Raw genomic sequence first — 22,996 nt, 5'->3', positions numbered from 1 at the left:
ATGACCATATTGGTGACTCGCCCTGAGCAAGAGAGCCAAGCATTGTGTGATGCCCTGCAAGCATTAGGGCATCATGCTATTTCTCATCCTCTTTTAACCATTCACCCAGGTAAAGAACTTTCTCTACTCCCTAACTATTTCTCATCACTTTCTGATGGGGATTTTCTTATTGCTGTGAGTCAACATGCAGTGCAACACGCGCAAGATTATTTGCAATTGCAGCAAAAAGAGTGGAAAAAAGGGGTAAATTACATTGCCGTTGGTCAAAAGAGCGCTCAATACCTCAGATCCTATATTTCAGATCCAGTACACTTCCCAACGCCAAGCGACAGTGAACATTTATTGGCACTTCCAGTCTTAGATAATGTGGCAGGGAAAAAAGTACTTATTTTACGTGGCAACGGTGGACGCGATCTCATTTATCAAGCACTTGAAGAGCTTGGTGCAGAAGTCACCTATTGTGAAACCTATCAACGTCAATCCACCACGTTTAATGGCGCCACTAAAGCTAAAGAGTGGCAAGAGAACAACGTAAACACCCTAGTAATAACCAGTGGTGAACAGCTCTCTTTTTTCACCTCTCAATTTACTAATACCGATTTAGATTGGGTACTAGGTTGTCGATTATTAGTACCTAGCGAACGAATTAACCAACTTGGCCAACAACTTGGTTATCAACATATTGAAACGGTTGGCGGAGCCTCTAATTCCGACTTGCTGCACTATTTCAGTGAGCATCATAATGATGGGACTTTCAAATGACAGAAAACAACAATAAACCACAGCCTGCAGAAGAAAATGCAGCATTGGTTTCGGCTTCTTCTACAACAAATAAAGATAAAAAAGAGCCAGAGCAGACAATGACACCAACAGGTTCTTCAACGACTAAAAAATCAGAAGAATTGGTTGATAAAAAAGGCCGCCGTTTAGGTACCGTTGCAATCATTATCTCAATTTTATTCAGCGGGGGTGCTTTCTTAGCATCACAGCAGCAAGTAACTCAACAACAAATACAAATTGCTCAGTTAGAACAAAAGCTGATCAGCGCTGACAGTACCTTTGATGCAAAACTGGTAACCGCTGAGCAACGTATTACGGGTAAAGCAGATGAAATCGTTCGTAAAGCGACGGTTCTGATGCAACAACAAGATAAAAGCATTGCGAGCCTTCAATTGGCGATCGCAGATGTTAAAGGTCGCCGTCCAAATGATTGGCTACTTGCTGAAGCCGATTACTTAGTAAAAATGGCGGGGCGTAAATTATGGCTCGAGCATGACGTGGTTAGCGCTACACGTCTAATGGAAAATGCCGATCAGCGTATTTCAGCGTTAAATGATCCAAGCCTAATGCCACTACGTCGAGCAATGGCAAGTGACATTTCAACCCTAAAAGCGATTCCTCTTATTGACCGCGATGGCTTAGTTCTCAAACTAAATAGCCTTGAACAACAAGTAAATACTCTGCCTTTAGCGAGTGCTATTCTTCCTGAAGCAGAAGCCATAGAAAAGAAAGAAGTATCAAGCAATATTAATGATTGGCAATCAAACCTAATGCAATCTGTTAATGATTTTGCGGGTCACTTTATTACGTACCGAGTGCGTGAAGGTAATGTGATCCCGTTACTTAGCCCTGAGCAGCACTTTTACCTAAAAGAGAACATCAAAGGTAAATTACTATTGGCTTCTAAAGCGCTATATCGTGAACAAAGTGAAGTGTATACCTCATCACTAGAGAGCGCGAAGTTATGGTCTTCTCAATACTTCCAACAAGATGATCCTGCGGTGATGAGCTTTATGGCTCAATTAGATTCATTAGCGAAATTTAAAGTTGATGTTCGTTACCCTCAAAAAATGAAGACGCAAGCCCTACTGTCTGATTTCATTTCTGAACGTTTACGTCGAAATGTGCAAGCGATTGGTGAGACTCCTGCAAAAGCAGATCCTGTGAAAGAAAAAACGGCTCCAGTAAAACAAGCTGAAGCAACAGAAGGAGGTAACTCATGATCCGATTACTTCTTCTGGCCATTGTTTTAGTCGGCGGATTAATCGTAGGAACGACGTTTGCCGATCAACAAGGTTATGTTCTCATTTCTGTTGCTGATACTACGATTGAGATGAGCCTAACCACACTGGTTATCTTTATTGGGGCATTAATTGCTGGATTGTTCCTATTAGAGATCTTGGTAAAGCGTATCCTATCAGTGGGCAACTTCACTCGCGGTTGGTTCAGTGCTCGTCACTTACGTAAAGCTCGCTATAACACGTTCAAAGGTATGATAAAGCTTCATGAGGGTGAGTGGAAAGATGCAGAGCGCCTTATCACTAAAGGTGGCCGCCATAATGACTTCCCATTATTGAACTATCTTGCAGCAGCAGAAGCAGCTCAAGGTCGTCAGCAAATTGAACAACGCGATCATTACTTAAAGCTAGCTTCTGAACAGTCAGACAGCAGACTGGCGGTTGCATTAACGAGCGCGAAATTACAAATGCGTGAGCAACAGTATGAACTTGCTCTTGCTACGCTACAGTCGGTAAAAGTTGATTATCCACGTAATCCTGTTTTGCTTGAGTTACTTAAAGAATGTTATTTGGCGCTAAATGAATGGCAAGCTCTGAAGAACATCATTCATCCTCTAACTAAAGCGAATCTTATTTCAGAGCAACAAGCGCTGGAATTAGAAGAGAAAGCAGAATGTGGATTAATGGCCTTTATTGCGACAAATAAGGGGACTGCAGGGTTATTAGATCACTGGAACTCTTTACCTAAGAAGCTGCAAAAACACGTTCCTGTATTGGTGTGTTTAATCAAGCAACTACACGCACGTAAAGCGGATTCTGAAGCTTATATTATCCTACGTGATAACTTGAAAAAGCGCAGCGATGATCGCTTGGTAGAGCTACTACCCACCTTAAACCTGGCCGATTATCACCCGGCAACAGTACTGCTTGAAGGCATGGCAAATTACGATGTTCGCAACCCTGTTATTCAAAGTACGCTAGCTCAGCTGTATATGCGAACTGAGAAATGGCAGCCTGCACGTGACCATTTTGAAGCGGCCTTAGCCATTCGTGAGAATATGTCTGATTACGCTTATCTTGCGCGCGTTTTAGAGAAACAAAACCGTAAACAAGCGGCGGCGGATCTGTCTCGTAAAGCGTTGACTATGGTTGATAGCCAAGCTTAACCCTGAGCTATTAAATATCATAAAAAATGCCACTCTTTTGAAGTGGCATTTTTATTGGTATTAATTCTAGTGTAACTAAAGCTCTAGATTAGATAAATGCGAATGCATCACCAAATAACTGCTCTTTCTTTGCTTGTTTTTCAGTGATGAATTGCTCACGAGCCGCGCCTGCCATTTCAAAGCGACCCGCAATGTAAATATCCACTTCTGCTAATGAGTTAAAGTCGGCTTTTACCGCTTCAAGTACATTACCCGTTTTACCTGTCCAACCTTCAGTTTGCTCGACTACTGGTACAAAGGTAATGTGTTCATGTACTGCTGCAATCGCTTCTATCTCTGCTTTTGCATACAGTTGACACTCATCACGGCCACCCCAGTATAAGAAGATTGGCTTTTGAATTTTTTGACTAATGGTATGGTCTAAAATTGAACGTACGTAGCTAAAACCAGTACCACCAGCGATTAACAGCATTGAACGCTCGCTGTCTTCACGGATCCACGCTTCACCATGAGGGGCATCAATTTGGATATCTCCGCCGTTTTCTAGTGCCGCTTTCATTGACTCAACCACTTCGCCAGCATAGGCATTGTGCTCTGCAGCACCGATGTGTAGTTCAATTTCGCCTTCATGACGACAAGGGCTGCTAGCGATTGAGAATGGACGCTTGTCTTTCTCTCCCATCACAACCATTAGGTATTGGCCTGCTTTGAATTCTACTGGCTGTTCTGGGTGAAGTAATATTTGAAAAGTATTACAAGCCAATGGCTCGATAGACTTTACTTTGCAATTGATTGGCATGACTTTCCTTTTTCAGCTGATACCTATTTAAAATGGTATTTATACGCTGTAATTATTATGTGTATTGAGCATTAAGCTCTAATTATACGGGGAGGATTTATTCTAACAACAGCACTAAATCACTTTTTGCTGTTGCCTGACACGCAAATACCCACCCTTCTTGTTGTTCTTTGTCGGTTAGAAGTGGTTCTAAATCGTATTCAATTTCCCCTTCTAACTTTTTACATAAGCACATGGCACATGCACCTACTTGGCATCGATTTGGGTAGTTTATCCCCGCTTCCAATGCCGCATCTAAGATGGTTTGCCCTTCTTCGATGCTGAATTCTTTTTGTTGTGGGAGTAAGGTTATTTTTTTCATCACACCTTTCTTTATCTTTTTCAGAGCTTAATGAAATACCTTTTCGTTTACTTTATCCAGTGAAATGAAATGTCTTTCCGCAAAAGCAGAATGGATTTAATTGGTGTTGATAGCTTATCGATAACAACAGCTGTTTTGCTACAAGACATTACACTTCACTAAAATATGTAGTAAACCAATACTTATTTGAAAATCCCTAATTCATCCCAGATACTATCAATTTTAGCGACGACTTCAGGGTCTTTCTTGATTGGAGTTCCCCACTCACGAAGACATTCAGAGCCCAATTTATTGGTCGCATCTAATCCCATTTTTGAGTGTCCGTCACCATCTTGCAAAAATAACGTATCTCTTGCAGGGTCCATTCGAGTGGTTACCGCCCAAATAATGTCGTTCCAATCACTCACATCGACATCGTCATCACACACGATAACAAACTTGTTCTCACTAAATTGAGACCAAACCTCTTGCATGATTTTCTTACCATTACCGACCGCTTGCTTATTGATAGAAACGACGACCATACTGGCATTGTTGTTTTGCAAATGAATATCGAGAATCTCAGGGCACGCTTTGGTTATTTCAGCTAGGCAGCCTTCAATCTGCTCACTGTCTGTCAGTGAATATTCTACATTAGGTGATAATGCTAATTCGGCGTCCCATTTTTTAGTGATATCTAAGCCCATTTTTGAGCCTAAACCAACAACTGGCGAAGCAAAATCTAATGAATCTATAGGCGTGTTCTCTATCATCAAACTATCACGTGATGGGTCCATATGCTGAGACATTGCTGCTGTCACTTGTGACCAATCTCGTGCATTCACCTCTTCATCACACACTAATACAAATTTGGTGTACATAAACTGACGCAAGAATGACCACACACCCATCATCACGCGTTTTGCGTGTCCTGGGTATTGTTTCTTCATCGTCACTACCGCCATGCGATACGAGCAGCCTTCTGGCGGTAAATAGAAATCAATAATTTCAGGAAACTGCTTTTGTAAAATCGGCACAAACACTTCGTTTAAAGCCACACCAAGCACAGCTGGCTCATCTGGCGGACGGCCTGTGTACGTACTGTGATAGATAGGATCTTTACGCATGGTGATATGCGTTACGGTAAATACGTGATGCTTTTCAACTTCGTTATAGTAACCGGTGTGATCGCCATAAGGACCTTCATCGGCAAATTCTGTTGGATCTATATAGCCTTCAAGTACAATTTCAGCACTGGCTGGGACTTCTAAGTCATTACTAATAGATTTGGTGATCTCAGTTCGACTACCACGCAGAAGACCTGCAAATGCGTATTCTGATAATGTGTCAGGAACAGGCGTTACTGCTCCAAGAATAGTAGCAGGATCGGCACCAAATGCGACAGAGACAGGGAAAGGTTCACCTGGATTTGTTTCCATCCAGTCACGTAAATCAAGCGCACCACCACGGTGAGCAAGCCAACGCATGATAACTTTGTTTTTACTGAGTTTCTGTTGACGATAAATACCCAGATTCTGACGTTTCTTATTTGGGCCTTTAGTGATTGTTAAACCCCAAGTTAATAGCGGTGCGACATCATCAGCCCAACAACTCATTACTGGAATTTTATCTAAATCAACCTCATCACCTTGCCAAACAATCTGTTGGCAATTTGCTTTCCGAATATTCTTGGTTGGCATATTCAATACTTGTTTGAATACTGGCAGTTTATCTAAAGCATCTTTAAAGCCCTTTGGTGGCTCTGGCTCTTTTAGATACGCTAATAATTTACCTACTTCACGCAGTTCAAGAACATCTTTACGCCCCATACCAATCGCAACACGTTCAGCAGTACCAAATAGATTCGTTAATACAGGAATATCGTAACCGATAGGATTTTCAAATAGCAATGCAGGACCACCCGCTCGTAAAGTACGATCGCTGATCTCTGTCATTTCATAATGCGGGTCAATGGGGTGTAAAATGCGTTTTAACTGTCCGATCTGTTCCAAGTGATCGAGAAAATCACGTAAATCCTTATATTTCATCGCTATCTACTGTCGTGAAGTTTGAATAGATTATACCCAACCCAATTCAAACTCACACTCTCTATTTATCTTTACCTACCGTCCTAGCTGTTAACGTTGTGATAACGCTAATCTTACGTGCTGTTTGCGGACTTTGTTTCGCGTTGTCGGTAAGCTTTCTAACCAAGATGTATGGCCATAATTAGCCAAATGTATAGCAACCGCACCACCATCTTGAATGTGATCAATTTTAGCCAATAAGAATTGCTGAACATCTTTAGGAAGAGGATGAAGTTGTGCTAACGAAGCAAAAGCATTCTGTTTTAGTGAAGGATTATTAGTGGCTAACATTAATTGTTGAGTTGCGAATGGATCTGGTGCGACGTTAGATAGGCGCTCAAGCTCTGCAATACTGTGCTGATCAGTGCGCATTTTCCATAGGATTTTATACACTTCACTGTTTCGAGATAACTGCGCTAAACGCACCATGACTTCGGTCGTTGGTAACCAAACTGACAAAGGGTCATCAGTTATCTGAGCAACAAGATAATCTAACGCTTCAGGGGTTAAGCTGTCTAATTCAGCTAATACTATCGATTGACGAACACGCACTTCATGAGGTTCACCCACTAGCCATTCAGATAACACTAAGCGGTGCTCTTCTGCTGCGAGTATAAAATCCAATACTTGTTGATCTTTCGACATTTGACTTAAAACACGCGAAGCAATACTTGAATAATCAAAAGCGAGTTTCGTCACCACATACCCATTACCTTGCTCTTTAATGGTGTAGGTTGGGTGGATAGTCAATTGCTCTTTAAGCCAGATGGTTCCTTTTGGATCGAGGATCAATTGCTGCTGCTCTATCTGCTGAACCAACATGAAGCGAACGGCTTCTTGCTGTGGCATAGATAGACGATTAAGAGAAAAGTTGAGTGTGATGATATCGCCATCAATCAAATATTGATGCAGTTCATCGACCTTCTTATTGAGTTGCTGATCAACCAATAAACTATTCACAAAGCTTGGTTGAACTTCAGACGCTGATACATGACCAGTCAGCAAACTTGCAGAAAGGAGGATCGATGCTAACAGTCCTTGTTGCATATGTTATTCCTTCAATGGACTAAGTGGATATTCCTTATACCAAGCTTAGTACAAATGATGATGCCGTCAAATTAACAAACAATCAACAAAAAACGCCACCTTATTAGGCAGCGTTTCATTATTTATTGAGCTTGGTACCAATAATTGAGTTAGTTATCAATTACTGACGACGCATTGCATCAAAAAATTCATCGTTAGTCTTCGTCATTGATAGTTTATCAATTAAGAATTCCATTGCATCAGTCTCGCCCATTGGGTGAACAATCTTACGCAAGATCCACATTTTCTGTAGCTCATCAGACTTAGTTAGAAGCTCTTCACGACGAGTACCAGAACGGTTGAAATCGATAGCTGGGAATACACGTTTTTCCGCAATTTTACGGTTTAGGTGTAATTCCATGTTACCTGTACCTTTAAACTCTTCGTAGATTACTTCATCCATTTTAGAGCCAGTATCAACTAAGGCTGTTGCGATGATAGTTAAGCTACCACCTTCTTCAACGTTACGTGCAGCACCGAAGAAGCGCTTAGGACGATGAAGTGCGTTAGCATCAACACCACCAGTAAGAACTTTACCAGACGATGGGATCACGGTGTTGTATGCACGAGCAAGACGAGTAATTGAATCCAATAGGATAACCACGTCTTTCTTATGTTCAACAAGACGTTTTGCCTTCTCAATAACCATCTCTGCAACTTGTACGTGACGAGACGCTGGCTCATCAAACGTTGATGCAATAACTTCACCTTTAACTAGGCGTTGCATCTCAGTTACTTCTTCTGGACGTTCATCGATAAGTAGAACCATTAACTCACACTCAGGGTGGTTATAAGCAATACTTTGAGCAATGTTTTGAAGTAGCATTGTTTTACCCGCTTTTGGCGGAGCAACAATAAGACCACGTTGACCACGGCCAATTGGTGATGCTAAATCAAGAACACGTGCTGTAATGTCTTCTGTTGAGCCATTACCACGTTCCATGCGTAAACGATCGTTAGCATGTAAAGGAGTAAGGTTTTCGAAAAGAATTTTGTTACGAGCATTATCAGGGCGATCATGGTTAACTGCGTTTACTTTAAGAAGAGCAAAGTAACGTTCGCCATCTTTTGGTGGACGAATCTTTCCAGCAATCGTATCACCAGTACGCAAGTTAAAGCGACGAATTTGGCTTGGAGAGACATAGATGTCATCCGGACCAGCCAAATAAGAACAATCTGCTGAACGAAGGAAACCAAAGCCATCTTGAAGAATCTCAAGAACACCATCTCCAAAGATGTCTTCACCGCTTTTCGCATGTTGCTTAAGGATGGAGAAGATGATGTCTTGTTTTCTTAGACGCGCTAGGTTTTCTAGGCCTAATGATTCGCCAAGAGCAACAAGATCCGATACAGGTCGGTTTTTAAGTTCAGTAAGATTCATAGTGGTAGGTAGTTGTTTAGTCAAAATCAGATTCTATCTTTAGTGGATTTAAGAATGGATGACCTTCGAGCTCGGTCAAGAAATGAAATCGTATGAAATACGCGCGAATAAATTATCACTTATTCGCATTTTAGTCTAGCTTAGAAAAACAAAACCGCACATAATTTCTCATTATATGCGGTTCTATCAGACTTAATTGCACCCTATATTATAGGTTTGCATCAAGAAACTCTTTAAGTTGAGTTTTCGAAAGTGCACCCACTTTCGTTGCAGCAACGCCGCCATCTTTAAATAAAAGCAGCGTAGGAATGCCACGGATACCAAATTTTGGTGGTGTTCCTGCATTCTGATCGATATTTAATTTACCAATCGTTAGTTTGCCTTCGTACTCGTCAGCAATCTCATCCAGTATAGGGGCAATCATTTTACAAGGACCACACCATTCTGCCCAGAAATCTACTAGTACTGGGCCTGCAGCATTGATCACACTTTCTTCAAAACCGCCATCTGTAAGCTGCAAAATTTTGTCGCTCATCGTCAACTCCAACGTTAAATTTAAAGGCTGATTTGATGATAACCAGCAAATTGATGCCCTATTTGAATGGAATACGTTTCGTATTGCAAGCTTTAACTGATATTCTATAGCAATGAAAAAGACGCACATCACAGAGCAAAACTTTGCCGACCTAGGTTTAGAGCCTCAGGTCCTTGATGGTTTGAATGCACAGGGGTTCATAAAATGTACTCCTATTCAAGCTAAGGCATTGCCGGTACTGCTCGCCGGCCAAGACATTGCAGGCCAAGCCCAAACGGGTACAGGTAAGACGCTAGCGTTCCTTACTGCTACTTTTAATCACCTACTAACGACACCAGCTCCTGAAGGTCGTAAAATTACGCAACCGCGTGCCATTATCATGGCACCAACGCGTGAATTAGCGATTCAAATTCATAAAGATGCTGAGTCACTAATCGCAAGCACTGGTATCAAAGCCGCGCTAGCTTACGGTGGCGAACGTTATGAAAAACAACAACAAGTGATTGAGCAAGGCGTTGATATTTTGATCGGTACTACCGGTCGTATCATCGACTTCTACAAGCAAGGTCACATCGACTTTAAGATGATTCAAGCCGTTGTACTTGATGAAGCCGATCGTATGTTCGATTTAGGTTTTATTAAAGACATTCGCTTTATCTTCCGTCGTATGCCTGCGCCAACAGAACGCTTAAACATGCTGTTCTCTGCAACGCTATCTTACCGTGTACAAGAGCTTGCTTTTGAACACATGCAAGAGCCAGAACACGTTGTTGTAGAACCGGATCAAAAAACAGGTCATCGTATTAAGGAAGAATTATTCTATCCTTCAAACGATCATAAAATGGCACTTCTTCAAACACTTATCGAAGAAGAATGGCCAGATCGTGCGATTATCTTTGCTAATACTAAGCACAAATGTGAATCTGTTTGGGGTCACCTAGCAGCAGATAAACACCGTGTTGGTCTTCTTACTGGTGACGTGCCACAGAAAAAACGTGAACGCATCCTAGAAGAATTTACTAAAGGTGACGTTGATATCCTAGTTGCGACTGATGTTGCAGCTCGTGGTCTACACATCCCACAAGTAACTCACGTATTTAACTTCGATTTACCAAACGAAGCTGAAGATTACGTTCACCGTATCGGTCGTACTGGTCGTGCTGGTGAAAGTGGTAACTCTATCAGTTTTGCTTGTGAAGAATACGCAATCAATCTTCCAGCAATCGAAGAATACATTGAGCATTCAATCCCACAATCTGATTACGACTCTTCGGCACTATTAGAAGACTTACCTGCACCTATACGTCTACAACGTCGTCCGCAGCAAAATCGTCGTAATGGCAACAATAACAACAATGGTCAACGTCAAGGCGGAAATCGTAAGTACTCTCGCCCACGTCAACCTCGTAGTCCTCAAGCGTAATCTGAGCTCTACGGAAAAATGAAAAGGATGTTATGAAAAGTTCAACGATATCACCTATGTATGCCGCCATTGATTTAGGCTCAAATAGCTTCCATATGCTTGTTGTGCGTCATATAAATGGTAGTGTGCAAACCATGGCCAAAATCAAACGTAAAGTTCGTTTGGCTGCGGGATTAGATGAAAACTACACACTTAGCCATGAAGCTATGCAGCGTGGGTGGGATTGTTTGAGCTTATTTGCAGAACGTTTGCAAGATATCCCTGTAGAAAACATTCGCATTGTTGGCACCGCAGCATTGCGTGTAGCCACCAATGTGGATGTCTTCTTAGAAAAAGCCAATCAAATCTTAGGTCATGACATTAATGTGATCGAAGGAGAAGAAGAGGCTCGTACGATTTACCAAGGAGTTGCACACACTTCTGGTGGTAATGGCCGTCGCTTAGTGGTCGATATTGGCGGCGCAAGTACAGAACTAATCATTGGCGAAGGTTTTGAAGCACAAGCACTCACAAGTCTAAAAATGGGCTGTGTTACTTGGCTTGAAGGCTATTTTAAAGACCGTGCATTAACTAAGAATAACTTTGATGCGGCTATTGCTGGCGCAAAAGAGACACTGGCTCCTATTTTACAGCAGTATACCGATCTTGGTTGGCAAACCTGTGTAGGTGCAAGTGGTACGGTTCAAGCATTGCAAGAAATTATGTTGGCGCAAGGCATGGATGAGGTTATTACCTTAGCCAAGCTTAAGCGCCTTCAAAAGCAAGCAATGCAATACGAACATTTAGAACAATTAGATATTGATGGCCTTACCCTTGAGCGCGCTTTAGTGTTCCCAAGTGGTTTATCTATTCTTATCGCTATTTTTGAGTTATTGGATATTGATTCAATGACACTCGCAGGCGGTGCTCTGCGTGAAGGGTTATGCTATGGCATGATCGAAGCGCTTCAATACGATGAAGTGTGTAAAAGAACCATCTCAAGCATTCAGCAACGATACCAACTTGATACCGACTACGCTCAACAAGTGACTAATTTAGTTGAACAACTTGTCGCACAATGTGGTGATGATTGGTTAATTGAACCTCAAGCGTTACCGCTATTAAAAGCCGCGTCTCAACTTCATGAGATTGGCATGTGCATTGATTATAAAAAAGGGGGCGAACACTCAGCCTACTTAATCAATGCCTTAGATTTACCGGGTTATACTCGCGCTCAAAAGCACCTATTAGGTGAATTACTGCGTCGTTATCGCGAGCAGTTCTCTGCAATGCCTAATCAACATGCGGTGTCTGATTTATCAGCTCAACGCATGTTACGTATCCTACGTTTAGCGCTTATTTTAACCCATCGTCGTGATGTATCTTTAGCTCCAGTTGTAACTCTATCTGAAAAAGATGATGTTTTATCGTTGGCGATTGATAAGCAATGGCTAGCAGAAAACCCGCTGACAAGAGCGGAGTTGGAAATTGAAGCGGATAAGCAGACGAATATTGGTTGGGATTTGGTTATCGATGCTAGAGACTAGTATTTAGGGACGAGTAAGAGCCTATACGCTGCGCTAACTAGAGGCTAGAACGCCTTGCATCTATAAGAGCAAGTGCAGAGTTCAGATCGCTTCGCTTGCAGAATTCAGAGGCGATTGCAGTTAGATTTCTAAATCAATTTAACAACGAACCTGTTGTTAGAAGGCACAAAAACGAAAAGCATGATGATTAACTAAAATCATCATGCTTTTTTGTTTTTTGGGATTAAAGAACTTACAACATTCAAGATTCTCGCTCTTATAGTTTCTAGTCAGCGCAGCGTATAGTCTCTAGTTAATACTAAAACCCACCACACCCACCCCTGAAACCTTTAAGCGAAGCGATCTGAACCCTGCTCTTATTTCTCTTCCGCCAACCACTCAGCGACATCTTTCGCAAAGTAAGTCAAAATGCCATCAGCACCTGCGCGCTTAAAACACAACAGAGATTCCATCACAGTATCGCGCTCACTCAACCAACCGTTCATAATAGCGGCTTTGTGCATCGCGTATTCACCCGATACTTGATAAGCAAACGTAGGAACTTGAAGTTCAGTCTTAACACGACGAACGATGTCCAAGTAAGGCATACCTGGTTTCACCATTACCATGTCAGCACCTTCATTGATGTCCATTGCCACTTCGTGAATAGCTTCATCGCTGTTGGCTGGGTCCATCTGGTAGTTTTTCTTATTACCACCTTTTAAGTTAGACGATGAACCGACTGCATCACGGAACGGACCGTAGTAACAAGACGCATATTTTGCAGAATACGCCATGATTTGCGTATGAACATAACCCGCTTTCTCTAGCGCTTTACGGATCTCACCAATACGGCCATCCATCATATCTGACGGAGCCACCACATCAGCACCGGCTTCAGCATGCGATAACGCCTGCTTAATCAGAACTTCTGTCGTTACGTCATTCATCACGTAACCATCTTCATCAATAATGCCATCTTGACCGTGAGTCGTGAATGGGTCTAATGCGACATCAGTGATAACACCTAACTCAGGAACATGTGCTTTTAACTCTTTCACAGCACGCTGAACTAAGCCTTCTGGATTGTGAGCTTCTGCTGCACATAAGCTTTTCGCATCTTGAGAAACGACTGGAAATAAAGCAATCGCAGGGATGCCTAAATCATATAAACGTTGTGCTTCTTCAAGTAATAAATCAATCGATAAACGCTCAACACCTAGCATTGAATCTACCGTTTCACGACGATCTTTACCCATAAGTACAAACATTGGATAGATTAAGTCATTAACGGTTAATTGGTTCTCAGCCATTAGACGACGGCTAAATTCATGCTTACGCATACGACGCATACGACGGTTTGGAAACGCACCTTGAATGGATACAGACACACTGAGCTCCTTTTGTATTTATGATGCGTTCAATATATACCCATCGCCTTTTGAATCCAAATTTTCTTAGGGATCTGATTTTTACAATTAACTTGGTATGATAGAAAACATAACTTGAATAAAAGATCCTTAATTATGATTGATACCCACGCTCACATATATGCGAAAGAATTTGATGAAGACCGAGATTTGGTTGTTCAACGTGCCTTATCACAAGGTATCGATCAGATCTTATTGCCTAACATTGATTTAGACTCTATCGAACCAATGCTAAAAACCGAGGCTGCCTACCCTGATATTTGTCGCTCGATGATGGGATTACACCCTTGCTATGTAAATGCTGATGTTAAGCAAACCCTAGCGACCATCCACTCTTGGTTTGAAAAACACAACTTCATAGCGGTAGGTGAAATAGGTATTGACCTATACTGGGACAAAACCTTTAAAGCCGAACAAGAGATGGCATTCATCACCCAATTAAATTGGGCAAAAGAGATGAAATTACCGGTAGTGATTCATACTCGTGATTCTATTGAAGAGACATTAACCCTGCTAAAACAAGAGCAAGACGGCTCGTTATCAGGCACTTTCCACTGCTTTGGTGGCTCAGTTGATGAAGCTAAAGCGATCAATGATTTAGGCTTTCACTTAGGTCTTGGTGGGGTTTCTACTTTTAAAAATGGCGGTATGGATAAAATCATTCCACACCTTAATATGGACTATTTAATCTTAGAGACCGATTGCCCATATTTAGCACCAGTACCTCACCGTGGTAAGCGTAATGAGCCTGCATATACGCAGTTGGTTGCTCAACGTGTAGCGGATTTACGTGAGATGAGTCTGGCGGATGTTGATGCGGTTACAACGGCGAATGCGAAAAAACTTTTTGGGATTTAAGAGCAAAAAATAGAATTCAGATCGCTTTGCTTGAAGGGTTCAGAGGTGATTGTGGTAAGTGATTAATACGACTAGAAACGATACGCTTCGCTAACTAGAAACTATAAGATCAAAAAAATACTGAATAATTAAACCCTGCGTTCACAACCCCTCCTAGCCTCCCCTTATATCAACAGTAGTGATCACATAAGATAATTACTCAAGGGGAGGAACGGTCTTGTGATCACTAGAATAACAATACCAAAGAAGGTTCTCCCCCTTTATCTATGAATTACTGGGATCGATAATATCAATATAAGGGGGAGTTAGAGGGGGTTGTTGATACCATATTTCATCAAGATTCTGAATCAGCTTTTGCTCTTATAGAAGCGAAGCGTTTTAGTCTTTAGTTAGCGCTGCGTATAGGCTTTTACTTTGTCCCAAACAAGAAAAACCCCGCTAGACTCTCGTCCAACGGGGTTATAACTTTACTCGCAGCAATCCGGCTACTAATGGTGCTCCATGCATCAAATCCTTGATAGTATACTGATTCCTTCAGTGCATTCCTTTCTCGCCATCCTAGCGGTGTCCTTGATCTTATCCTGATCCGTTAACAATCCGTAGTTAACTCTCTTCGCTTGTTCCTTGAGCGGTGTCCCTTACATCATCCTGATGTGCAGTCCTTTTACCTCAATCCTAGAGGTGTCCATTGTCTTTCCTTAGTAGCAACCATCCTAGTTACTATTGCGTCCATTCAATGTCCATTTCGCTATCCGTGCCGATTACTAATCCTAAGTAACCGAGTGCCTCATCCTGAAGCGTACCAAATCCTTGGCTAGTTCCTGTTCCGTGTCAGCATCCTTCCGACACCAATAAGATTACGCTTTTCATTATTTTCAGCAATAGACTAAATTCAAACTTTTGCAAAAATAATTATCGCCCTTTTGCTGGAAAACACAAAGTAATTAAATATCAACAACTTAAAATATAACTGGTTATATTTATCCATAAATAAAGCGAAAAAGCGCACTTGTTTGTAAGAGATCTCGCACACGGGTGATGGTGTTTTGGGAGTAAAGATTCAGATCGCTTCACTAGAGGTTTCAGGAGTGAACGTGATAAGTTGTAAATACAGCTAGAAACGATACGCTTCGCTAACTAGAAACTATAAGATCAAGAAAAAATACGGAGCAATTAAACCCTGCATTCACAACCCCTCCTAGCCTCCCCTTATATCGACATTGGTGATCACATAAGGATATTTACTCAAGGGGAGGAACTGTATTGTAAGCGCTGAAATATCCGCACCAAAGAAGGTTCTCCCCCTTTCTCTATGAATTACTGGGATCGATAATATCAATATAAGGGGGAGTTAGAGGGGGTTGCTGACACCATAATCTATTAAATTCAGAATCAGCTCTTGCTCTTATAGAAGCGAAGCGTTCTAGTTTCTAGTTTCTAGTTTCTAGTTAGCGCAGCGTATAGGCTTTTACTTTGTTCCAAACAAGAAAAACCCCGCTAGACTCTCGTCTAACGGGGTTATAACTTTACTCGCAGCAATCCGGCTACTAATGGTGCTCCATGCATCAAATCCTTGATAGTATACTGATTCCTTCAGCTTATTCCTTTCTCGCCATCCTAGCGGTGTCCTTGATCTTATCCTGATCCGTTAACAATCCGTAGTTAACTCTCTTCGCTTATTCCTTGAGCGGTGTCCTTTTCCTCAATCCTAGAGGTGTCCATTGTCTTTCCTTAGTAGCAACCATCCTAGTTACTATTGCGTCCATTCAATGTCCGTTTCGCTATCCTTGCCGATTACTAATCCTAAGTAACCGAGTGCCTCATCCTGAAGCGTACCAAATCCTTGGCTAGTTCCTGTTCCGTGTCAGCATCCTTCCGACACCAATAAGATTACGCTTTTGGCTTTTTTCAGCAATAGACTATTTCACTATTTTTGCAAAAAAAAATATGAGAAATTGAAGATAAAAGCACAAAATTATATTTTTCAATAAGTTATGTAATTTAAGTAAAAATAAACCCACAAATAAAGCGTTAAATCTCACTCTCTTGTGAGAGATCTCGCACAAGACGCTTCCACTTTGTCTCTATTACTTCCTATAAGCTTAAAATTAAAAGGTGATCATGGTCACCTTTGTTTTCTAAGAGTACAAAAAAAGCGCTGACAGATATCAGCGCTTTTTAGTTATTACTTCTTAGTTCTTAATCAAGCATTACGCTTCATCTTGTTCCATATCATCTTCATTTTTCTCTCTCACATAGAAACGAGAGAAGAACAAACCAAACTCAAACAGAATACACATAGGTACCGCGAGTAGAGTTTGGGAAATAATGTCTGGAGGCGTCAGCATCATACCAACAACAAAAGCACCCACGACAATATATGGACGCTTTTCTCTGAGTATTTCAGGAGTCGTTGCCCCTGTCCAGCACAGTAGAATAATGGCAACAGGTACTTCAAACGCAATACCAAAAGCCATAAACAGTGCTAAAACAAAATCAAGATAACTGGCAATATCCGTTGCTACTTGAACCCCTTCTGGTGCAATTGTGGTAAAGAAACCAAACACCAAAGGAAAAACAACAAAGTAAGCGAACGATACGCCGGCATAAAACAATAAAGAGCTTGAGAACAATAATGGCATGATGAGTTTCTTTTCATGCTTATACAGTCCTGGAGCCACAAATGCCCACACCTGATAAAGAATCATAGGTACAGCAACAAATACCGATGCCACCAAAGTCAGCTTTATGGGCGTGAAAAAGGGTGACGCGACATCAGTTGCTATCATCGTTGCACCGGCAGGTAATCTTTCTACCAAGGGTGCAGATAAGAACTCATAAATGTCGTTAGCAAACCAAACCAGACCTAAAAATACTACTATAACGGCAATTAATGCCTTTAATAGACGATTTCTTAGCTCTAGCAGATGAGTTAACAACGGTTGAGAGTGTTCAGCTGATGACATAATTACTCTGCTTTTGTTTTAGAAGTTGAATCAGATACCACCGAAGTTTCTGCATCCACTTTTACTGTGTCTGCTTTTTCTTCTGGTTTTGCATATGGACGAGTGACATCGGCTGCCGCTTGTTTTAACTCTTCAACTGACTTTTTAAGATCAGGTGCTAAGTCTTCCATATTCATCTGTTCTGCTTTACGCAAATTTTCTTGTAGCTCTTGTATTTTCAACTCTTGAGACAGCTCATCTTTGACGTTATTCGCCATGCTTTTTGCTGCACTCACAAATTGAACAACCGAACGAATCGCTTTTGGCAAGCGCTCAGGTCCCAATACAACGAGCCCAACAACAGAGATCAGTATCAGTTCCCAAAAACCGATATCAAACACGTGTTATGCCTGCTCTTTGTCGTTTTGCTTTTGTTTTTCTGCTGTTTCTGCTTCTTTTTTCTCTAAGTTTTGAGGAGCAACAAAGTCTGCGTCTTTTTTCGCATCTTTTGCTGTGTCTTCATCGCTTATTGCTTTTTTAAAGCCTTTAACTGCAGAACCCAAATCACTGCCTACACCGCGTAATTTCTTCGTACCAAATAGTAGAATAATAATTACTGCAATAATAAGAAGTTGCCAAATACTAATACCACCCATGCTTATTTCCTCAGCGTGTTAGGGGTTAAAAAATTGCTAAATAGAGTAACGCTTATTAACGATATGCTCGCCAGCTTAATAGCCAAAACGTGACTCCTGTAGCAGCACTAATTGATGCTAACGCAGTAATGTTACTGGTTAATAACACCGCAGAACAAATCAGCAGAGTTGCTCCAACATTAAATAGGAATTGCCCTTTCGCTTGTTGGCGCTTACTTTGACGATAACCTGCGTAGAGTTTATCCATTCGTTGATTGAGAACTTTGCCCTGGCGCAAACTGTCATAAACTAAATCAGGTAGTTCAGGTAGTTTTTCTGCCCAGAATGGCGCTTTCTCAGTCAAAGCAGTCATAAAGGCTGCCGGTCCAATCTGTTTTGCCATCCACGTTTCTAAAAACGGTTTGGCGGTTGCCCATAGATCGAGTTGAGGATAAAGCTGTCGTCCTAATCCTTCTACGTACAATAATGTTTTTTGCAATAATACCAGTTGTGGCTGCACTTCCATATTAAAGCGACGTGCGGTATTAAATAAGTTCAATAGCACGTGACCAAAAGAGATTTCCCCTAATGGTTTAGCAAAAATTGGCTCACACACCATGCGGATCGCAAACTCAAATTCTTCGACATTAGTGTCTGCCGGAACCCAACCTGAATCAACATGCAATTGTGCGACTTTACGATAATCGCTATTAAAGAAACCCAATAGATTTTCAGCTAAATAGCGCTTATCTTCTTTATTGAGTGTTCCAACAATACCACAGTCCAATCCAATCCATTGTGGATTATCTGGATTATCTGGGTTAACGAAAACATTGCCTGGGTGCATATCGGCATGAAAGAAACTGTCACGGAATACTTGAGTAAAGAAGACCGATACACCACGCTCAGCTAATAGCTTCATGTTAGTGCCATTTCTTTCTAGCTGCGCAATGTCGGAGACTTGAATACCATAAATACGCTCAGACACCATTAAGTGCTCAGAACTGACATCCAAAATCACCTCAGGAACATACAACTCTTCGCTACCTTCGAAGTTTCGGCGTAGCTGCATTGCATTACTAGCTTCTCTTCTTAAGTCTAGTTCATCCACTAAGGTTTTTTCGTATTCCTCAATCACCTCAATCGGTTTTAAACGACGAGCTTCTGGAACATGTTGCTCAACTAATCTTGCCATGCGATACATTAAACGAATATCTGCTTCTATCACAGGGCGAATATCAGGGCGAATTACTTTCAGAACAATCTCACGTCCCGACTCTTTAAGCTTGGCGGTATGCACTTGAGCAATAGACGCAGACGCTAATGGGATTATATCGAAATCAGTAAACCAGTTTTCTAATGGTCCACCTAGTGATAGTTCCATTTGGTCTTTCGCTAATTGACCATCAAATGGAGCCACTTGATCTTGTAATAGAGCCAACTGATCTGCTAAATGAGGAGGAAAGAGATCACGACGAGTCGACATCATTTGACCGAACTTAATCCAAACAGGGCCAAGCTCTTGTAACGCTAAACGTAAACGTTCACCCAATGGTTTTTCTGGATGTTTGTTTTTAATCCAAAAAAGGCCACGACGTAAACGTTTCGGTAATTGAGTTAACGCATGATCAGGCAGTAATTCATCCAATCCATACTCAAGCTGAACCTTGGTAATATGATATAGGCGTTTTAGCTCTGATGGCGTCATGCGCGCTCCATTGGATTATTGGTTAATAATCGTGTTAAACGTGCATCTAACTCGGATAGTTGAGTTTCAACATCAGACACTTGGTCACAGAAATGTGCGATTTCTAATGGTGCTGGTGCGATTTTCCACTCTTCAGTTAATACTTCTGCCGCATGACGAGTTTGACGAGTGATTTGTTTTTTCACCCAACACGCACTGCCTTTCACGCTACTAACTAACGTATGAGCAACAATATCACCAGTGTATTGAGATAACTTCTCTTCTACATCAGGTTTTAACTCTTCAAGTAACCCTGAAAATTGTTGGGCAAGTTTTAAATCACCTTCTAATACCAACTTATCTTGTTTGATAAGTTGAGTAATATTGTTTTGATCGCGCAATTGCGGCAGAACAGAAAGATTTAAAGCAAGATAGCAATCAGCTTGGCCTTCAAACTTAGAAAGAATATCAACTTGTAGGTGGCTAAAGACAAAGAAAAGATCCTTGTTCACTTCATTTAAATGAACATGAATAATTTTGCCTTTTAAGCGCAATAAAGCGACTTTACTATCCGGTGATTCTTTCAACAGAGTGTTTAACCCTGTTTCCATCACACCTGTTACAAACGGTTCTAATGGCATCGTTTTATCCTTTAAAACTTGTAACCACGGTGCAATGCAACAATACCACCGGTTAGGTTATAGTAATTTGCTTGTTCAAAACCCGCGTCTTCCATCATGCTTTTTAAGGTTTCTTGATCTGGGTGCATACGAATAGATTCAGCTAAATAACGGTAGCTTTCAGCATCATTCGCGATCAGTTCACCCATTTTAGGAAGCAAATGGAAAGAGTACGCATCATAAATTTTAGATAATGGCTCAATGATTGGTTTTGAGAACTCTAAAACCAATAGACGACCGCCCGGCTTTAATACACGGAACATAGAACGTAAGGCTTTATCTTTATCCGTTACGTTTCGTAGACCGAAACTAATCGTAATACAATCAAAGAAATCATCTGGGAATGGCAATTCTTCGGCATTCGCCTGTACGTAATTTACGTTACCAACAATACCCATATCGCGTAATTTATCACGACCAACGTTCAACATTGAGTTGTTGATGTCCGCTAAAATCACTTGGCCTGTATCACCAACAATACGTGAGAATTTAGCCGTAAGGTCACCAGTACCACCAGCTAAATCAAGAACTTTATGACCAGGACGTACGCCACTGCAATCAATCGTGAATCGTTTCCATACGCGATGCACACCACCAGACATAAGGTCATTCATGATGTCGTATTTTGCGGCTACAGAGTGAAATACTTCCGCAACTTTCGCAACTTTCTCGTCTTTCGCGACTGTGGTAAAACCGAAGTGTGTTGTTTCTTCAGGCGCTTGCATCTTGTCCGTCATTTTAAGTCCTCTAGAGATTGTACGCTAAATCCCGATACTCTGAATTCAGCAGCGCTCTAGTCTACTTTATCCAAGCCATTATCACCAAGTGTTTGCATCGTATCTGCTTCAAAAGATTGCTCAATAAATTTACGATTTATATCTCGCTTTACTTCAACACCTAGCTCTTTAAAGCTTTCAGCCTGACGAATAAGATTACCACGCCCACTTGCCAGTTTATTCATTGCACCTTGGTAGCTTTGATTGGCTTTATCTAATGAACCACCCACCGCTTCCATATCATCAACAAACAAACGCATTTTGTCGTATAGCTTACTGGCGCGATCGGCAATGATTTTTGCGTTTTGGTTTTGTCTCTCGTTACGCCATAAATTGCTAATAGTTCTTAGCGCTACGAGTAAAGTTGTAGGACTTACAATTATAATATTCTGTTCCATGGCATCTGATATCAACGAGGGATCCGCTTCAATAGCTACTTGGAATGCTGGCTCTACAGGAATAAACATTAAGACATAATCAAGACTACGTAAGCCATTTAACTTATGGTAATCCTTTTTACTTAATCCACGTAAATGAGCACGAATGGCCATCAAGTGTTCATCCAGCGCTTGCTCTTTTTGATTAAAGTCGTCGCTGTTAAAAAATCGCTCATACGCCACTAAGGTCATTTTTGAATCGACCACGACATCTTTCTCATCAGGTAAGTGAACAATCACATCGGGATAAAAACGCTTACCGTCTTCGTCATCCATACTGACTTGAGTATCGTATTCATGGCCTTCTCGTAAGCCTGATTCTTGCAGTACACGAGCAAGGACAACTTCACCCCAACTACCCTGCTGTTTATTGTCACCTTTAAGGGCATTGGTCAGGTTTACCGCCTCTTGTGTCATTCGTTCATTCAGCTGTTGTAAGCTACGAATTTCATGCACCAAAGTGTGGCGTTCTTTCGCTTCAAAACCAAAGCTGTCGTTAACCTGTCTTTTAAATCCTTCGAGCTGTTCTTTTAAAGGTGACAGCAAGCCCTCTAAACTGACTTTGTTTTGCTCATCAACGGTTTTGGTTTTTTGTTCAAATAACTGATTCGCTAAGTTTTCAAACTGCTGCTTTAAGCGCAACTCTGCACGCTCTAGCATCTCAAGTTTTTCTTGGCTCGATTTACGCTCTTCTTCATGACGCGCTTCTTGCTCTCGCAGTTCCGCTTCTACATTGGAATTGGCTTGGCGTGAAAACTCTAATTGTTGAGTTAAAAATTCTTTCTCTTTTTGGATGGCTTCAAAATAACGCAGCTTTTCCATGGCAGCCATTAAACGACCATGAGATTGTTTTTGCTCTTGGGCAAGCTTATCTCTTTCGAGATCCAATTCATCCAACTCACTTTGTTGTTTCTCTAATTGCAGATTGAGTTGGTTTAATTGAGTTGATGCGAGTTTTTTTTCTGATTCTAATTCATGCTCTAATAAGGCTAATTCTTGTTGATTACGACTTTTTGTTAGTACATGTGCAACGGCATAAGCAATGCTTGCCCCGGCAAAACCAAACAATAAGTGCCCACCAAATTGATTAAAAAATTCCATAACTCACTCAATACAAAAACTTATTCTTATAGGATATTTTGATACTGGATAAATGTCCAGTTAACACTATTTATCAAGCGCAGGTACACTCCTGATCTAAATGGATT

General features: G+C 41.3%; 20 protein-coding genes. 6 read left to right on the top strand and 14 right to left on the bottom strand.

Annotation, left to right across the window (positions count from 1 at the left end; genetic code table 11):
• The 3 genes from AC2INI_RS00280 to AC2INI_RS00270 are packed head-to-tail and all read left to right on the top strand — an operon-like array spanning position 1 to position 3,184.
• A complete protein-coding gene (locus tag AC2INI_RS00280) occupies positions 1 to 762 on the top strand; it encodes a uroporphyrinogen-III synthase (RefSeq protein ID WP_122033387.1) in 762 nt (253 codons plus the stop codon).
• Entirely contained in the window at positions 759 to 2,003 is a 1,245-nt protein-coding gene (locus AC2INI_RS00275; RefSeq protein WP_122033388.1) for a uroporphyrinogen-III C-methyltransferase, read from the top strand. The genes AC2INI_RS00280 and AC2INI_RS00275 overlap by 4 nt, the downstream gene beginning before the upstream one ends.
• Complete coding sequence (locus AC2INI_RS00270) at positions 2,000 to 3,184, top strand: heme biosynthesis HemY N-terminal domain-containing protein (protein WP_486305061.1); 1,185 nt, start codon at positions 2,000 to 2,002, stop codon at positions 3,182 to 3,184. The genes AC2INI_RS00275 and AC2INI_RS00270 overlap by 4 nt, the downstream gene beginning before the upstream one ends.
• A gap of 88 nt (positions 3,185 to 3,272) precedes the next feature.
• On the opposite strand, the gene fre is transcribed toward AC2INI_RS00270, so the two are convergent.
• The 6 genes from fre to trxA form a co-directional block, all read right to left on the bottom strand.
• Positions 3,273 to 3,983 (bottom strand): NAD(P)H-flavin reductase, encoded by a 711-nt coding sequence (gene fre, locus AC2INI_RS00265; protein WP_486305060.1) that lies wholly within the window; start codon positions 3,981 to 3,983, stop codon positions 3,273 to 3,275.
• A gap of 97 nt (positions 3,984 to 4,080) precedes the next feature.
• On the bottom strand, positions 4,081 to 4,344 hold the full coding sequence (locus AC2INI_RS00260) for a 2Fe-2S iron-sulfur cluster-binding protein (RefSeq protein ID WP_005416876.1): 264 nt from the start codon (positions 4,342 to 4,344) through the stop codon (positions 4,081 to 4,083).
• Between the two features lie 182 nt (positions 4,345 to 4,526).
• The gene (ubiD, locus tag AC2INI_RS00255; protein WP_486305059.1) at positions 4,527 to 6,371 is read right to left on the bottom strand and encodes a 4-hydroxy-3-polyprenylbenzoate decarboxylase; all 1,845 of its coding nucleotides are present in this window, start codon (positions 6,369 to 6,371) and stop codon (positions 4,527 to 4,529) included.
• Positions 6,372 to 6,461: 90 nt separating this feature from the next.
• The gene (locus AC2INI_RS00250) at positions 6,462 to 7,457 is read right to left on the bottom strand and encodes a hypothetical protein (protein WP_122033392.1); all 996 of its coding nucleotides are present in this window, start codon (positions 7,455 to 7,457) and stop codon (positions 6,462 to 6,464) included.
• A gap of 160 nt (positions 7,458 to 7,617) precedes the next feature.
• The gene (rho, locus tag AC2INI_RS00245) at positions 7,618 to 8,877 is read right to left on the bottom strand and encodes a transcription termination factor Rho (RefSeq protein WP_122033393.1); all 1,260 of its coding nucleotides are present in this window, start codon (positions 8,875 to 8,877) and stop codon (positions 7,618 to 7,620) included.
• A gap of 208 nt (positions 8,878 to 9,085) precedes the next feature.
• Entirely contained in the window at positions 9,086 to 9,412 is a 327-nt protein-coding gene (gene trxA / locus AC2INI_RS00240) for a thioredoxin TrxA (RefSeq protein WP_005416871.1), read from the bottom strand.
• Positions 9,413 to 9,524: 112 nt separating this feature from the next.
• Between trxA and rhlB the strand changes: the two genes are divergently transcribed.
• The gene (gene rhlB, locus AC2INI_RS00235) at positions 9,525 to 10,835 is read left to right on the top strand and encodes an ATP-dependent RNA helicase RhlB (RefSeq protein WP_122033394.1); all 1,311 of its coding nucleotides are present in this window, start codon (positions 9,525 to 9,527) and stop codon (positions 10,833 to 10,835) included.
• Positions 10,836 to 10,867: 32 nt separating this feature from the next.
• Positions 10,868 to 12,361 (top strand): guanosine-5'-triphosphate,3'-diphosphate diphosphatase, encoded by a 1,494-nt coding sequence (gppA, locus tag AC2INI_RS00230; RefSeq protein ID WP_486305058.1) that lies wholly within the window; start codon positions 10,868 to 10,870, stop codon positions 12,359 to 12,361.
• A 356-nt stretch (positions 12,362 to 12,717) separates the two neighbouring features.
• Here the strand turns inward: gppA and hemB are convergent, their stop codons facing one another.
• Positions 12,718 to 13,731 carry a porphobilinogen synthase gene (hemB, locus tag AC2INI_RS00225; protein ID WP_486305057.1) on the bottom strand — a complete coding sequence of 338 codons (1,014 nt, stop codon included), beginning with the start codon at positions 13,729 to 13,731 and terminating at the stop codon, positions 12,718 to 12,720.
• Between the two features lie 135 nt (positions 13,732 to 13,866).
• On the opposite strand from hemB, the gene AC2INI_RS00220 reads away from it, so the two are divergent.
• Positions 13,867 to 14,628: a TatD family hydrolase gene (locus AC2INI_RS00220; protein ID WP_486305056.1), complete on the top strand. Its 762-nt coding sequence runs from the start codon at positions 13,867 to 13,869 to the stop codon at positions 14,626 to 14,628.
• A gap of 2,210 nt (positions 14,629 to 16,838) precedes the next feature.
• On the opposite strand, the gene tatC is transcribed toward AC2INI_RS00220, so the two are convergent.
• The 7 genes from tatC to rmuC are packed head-to-tail and all read right to left on the bottom strand — an operon-like array spanning position 16,839 to position 22,889.
• On the bottom strand, positions 16,839 to 17,594 hold the full coding sequence (gene tatC, locus AC2INI_RS00215; RefSeq protein WP_122033398.1) for a Sec-independent protein translocase subunit TatC: 756 nt from the start codon (positions 17,592 to 17,594) through the stop codon (positions 16,839 to 16,841).
• 2 nt (positions 17,595 to 17,596) lie between these two features.
• The gene (gene tatB / locus AC2INI_RS00210; protein ID WP_122033399.1) at positions 17,597 to 17,974 is read right to left on the bottom strand and encodes a Sec-independent protein translocase protein TatB; all 378 of its coding nucleotides are present in this window, start codon (positions 17,972 to 17,974) and stop codon (positions 17,597 to 17,599) included.
• Between the two features lie 3 nt (positions 17,975 to 17,977).
• Positions 17,978 to 18,229, bottom strand: coding sequence for a Sec-independent protein translocase subunit TatA (gene tatA / locus AC2INI_RS00205; protein WP_122033400.1), 252 nt, complete (start codon positions 18,227 to 18,229; stop codon positions 17,978 to 17,980).
• 55 nt (positions 18,230 to 18,284) lie between these two features.
• A complete protein-coding gene (ubiB, locus tag AC2INI_RS00200; RefSeq protein ID WP_122033401.1) occupies positions 18,285 to 19,916 on the bottom strand; it encodes a ubiquinone biosynthesis regulatory protein kinase UbiB in 1,632 nt (543 codons plus the stop codon).
• Positions 19,913 to 20,536, bottom strand: coding sequence for a ubiquinone biosynthesis accessory factor UbiJ (locus AC2INI_RS00195; protein WP_122033402.1), 624 nt, complete (start codon positions 20,534 to 20,536; stop codon positions 19,913 to 19,915). The genes ubiB and AC2INI_RS00195 overlap by 4 nt, the downstream gene beginning before the upstream one ends.
• Before the next feature lie 11 nt (positions 20,537 to 20,547).
• Complete coding sequence (gene ubiE / locus AC2INI_RS00190) at positions 20,548 to 21,312, bottom strand: bifunctional demethylmenaquinone methyltransferase/2-methoxy-6-polyprenyl-1,4-benzoquinol methylase UbiE (RefSeq protein ID WP_122033403.1); 765 nt, start codon at positions 21,310 to 21,312, stop codon at positions 20,548 to 20,550.
• A 56-nt stretch (positions 21,313 to 21,368) separates the two neighbouring features.
• Positions 21,369 to 22,889, bottom strand: a complete 1,521-nt coding sequence (gene rmuC / locus AC2INI_RS00185) for a DNA recombination protein RmuC (protein WP_122033404.1) — start codon at positions 22,887 to 22,889, stop codon at positions 21,369 to 21,371.
• Between the last annotated feature and the right edge of the window lie 107 nt (positions 22,890 to 22,996).

This window comes from Aliivibrio friggae (genome assembly GCF_057368515.1).
This window is presented reverse-complemented; position numbering and strand designations above follow the sequence as displayed.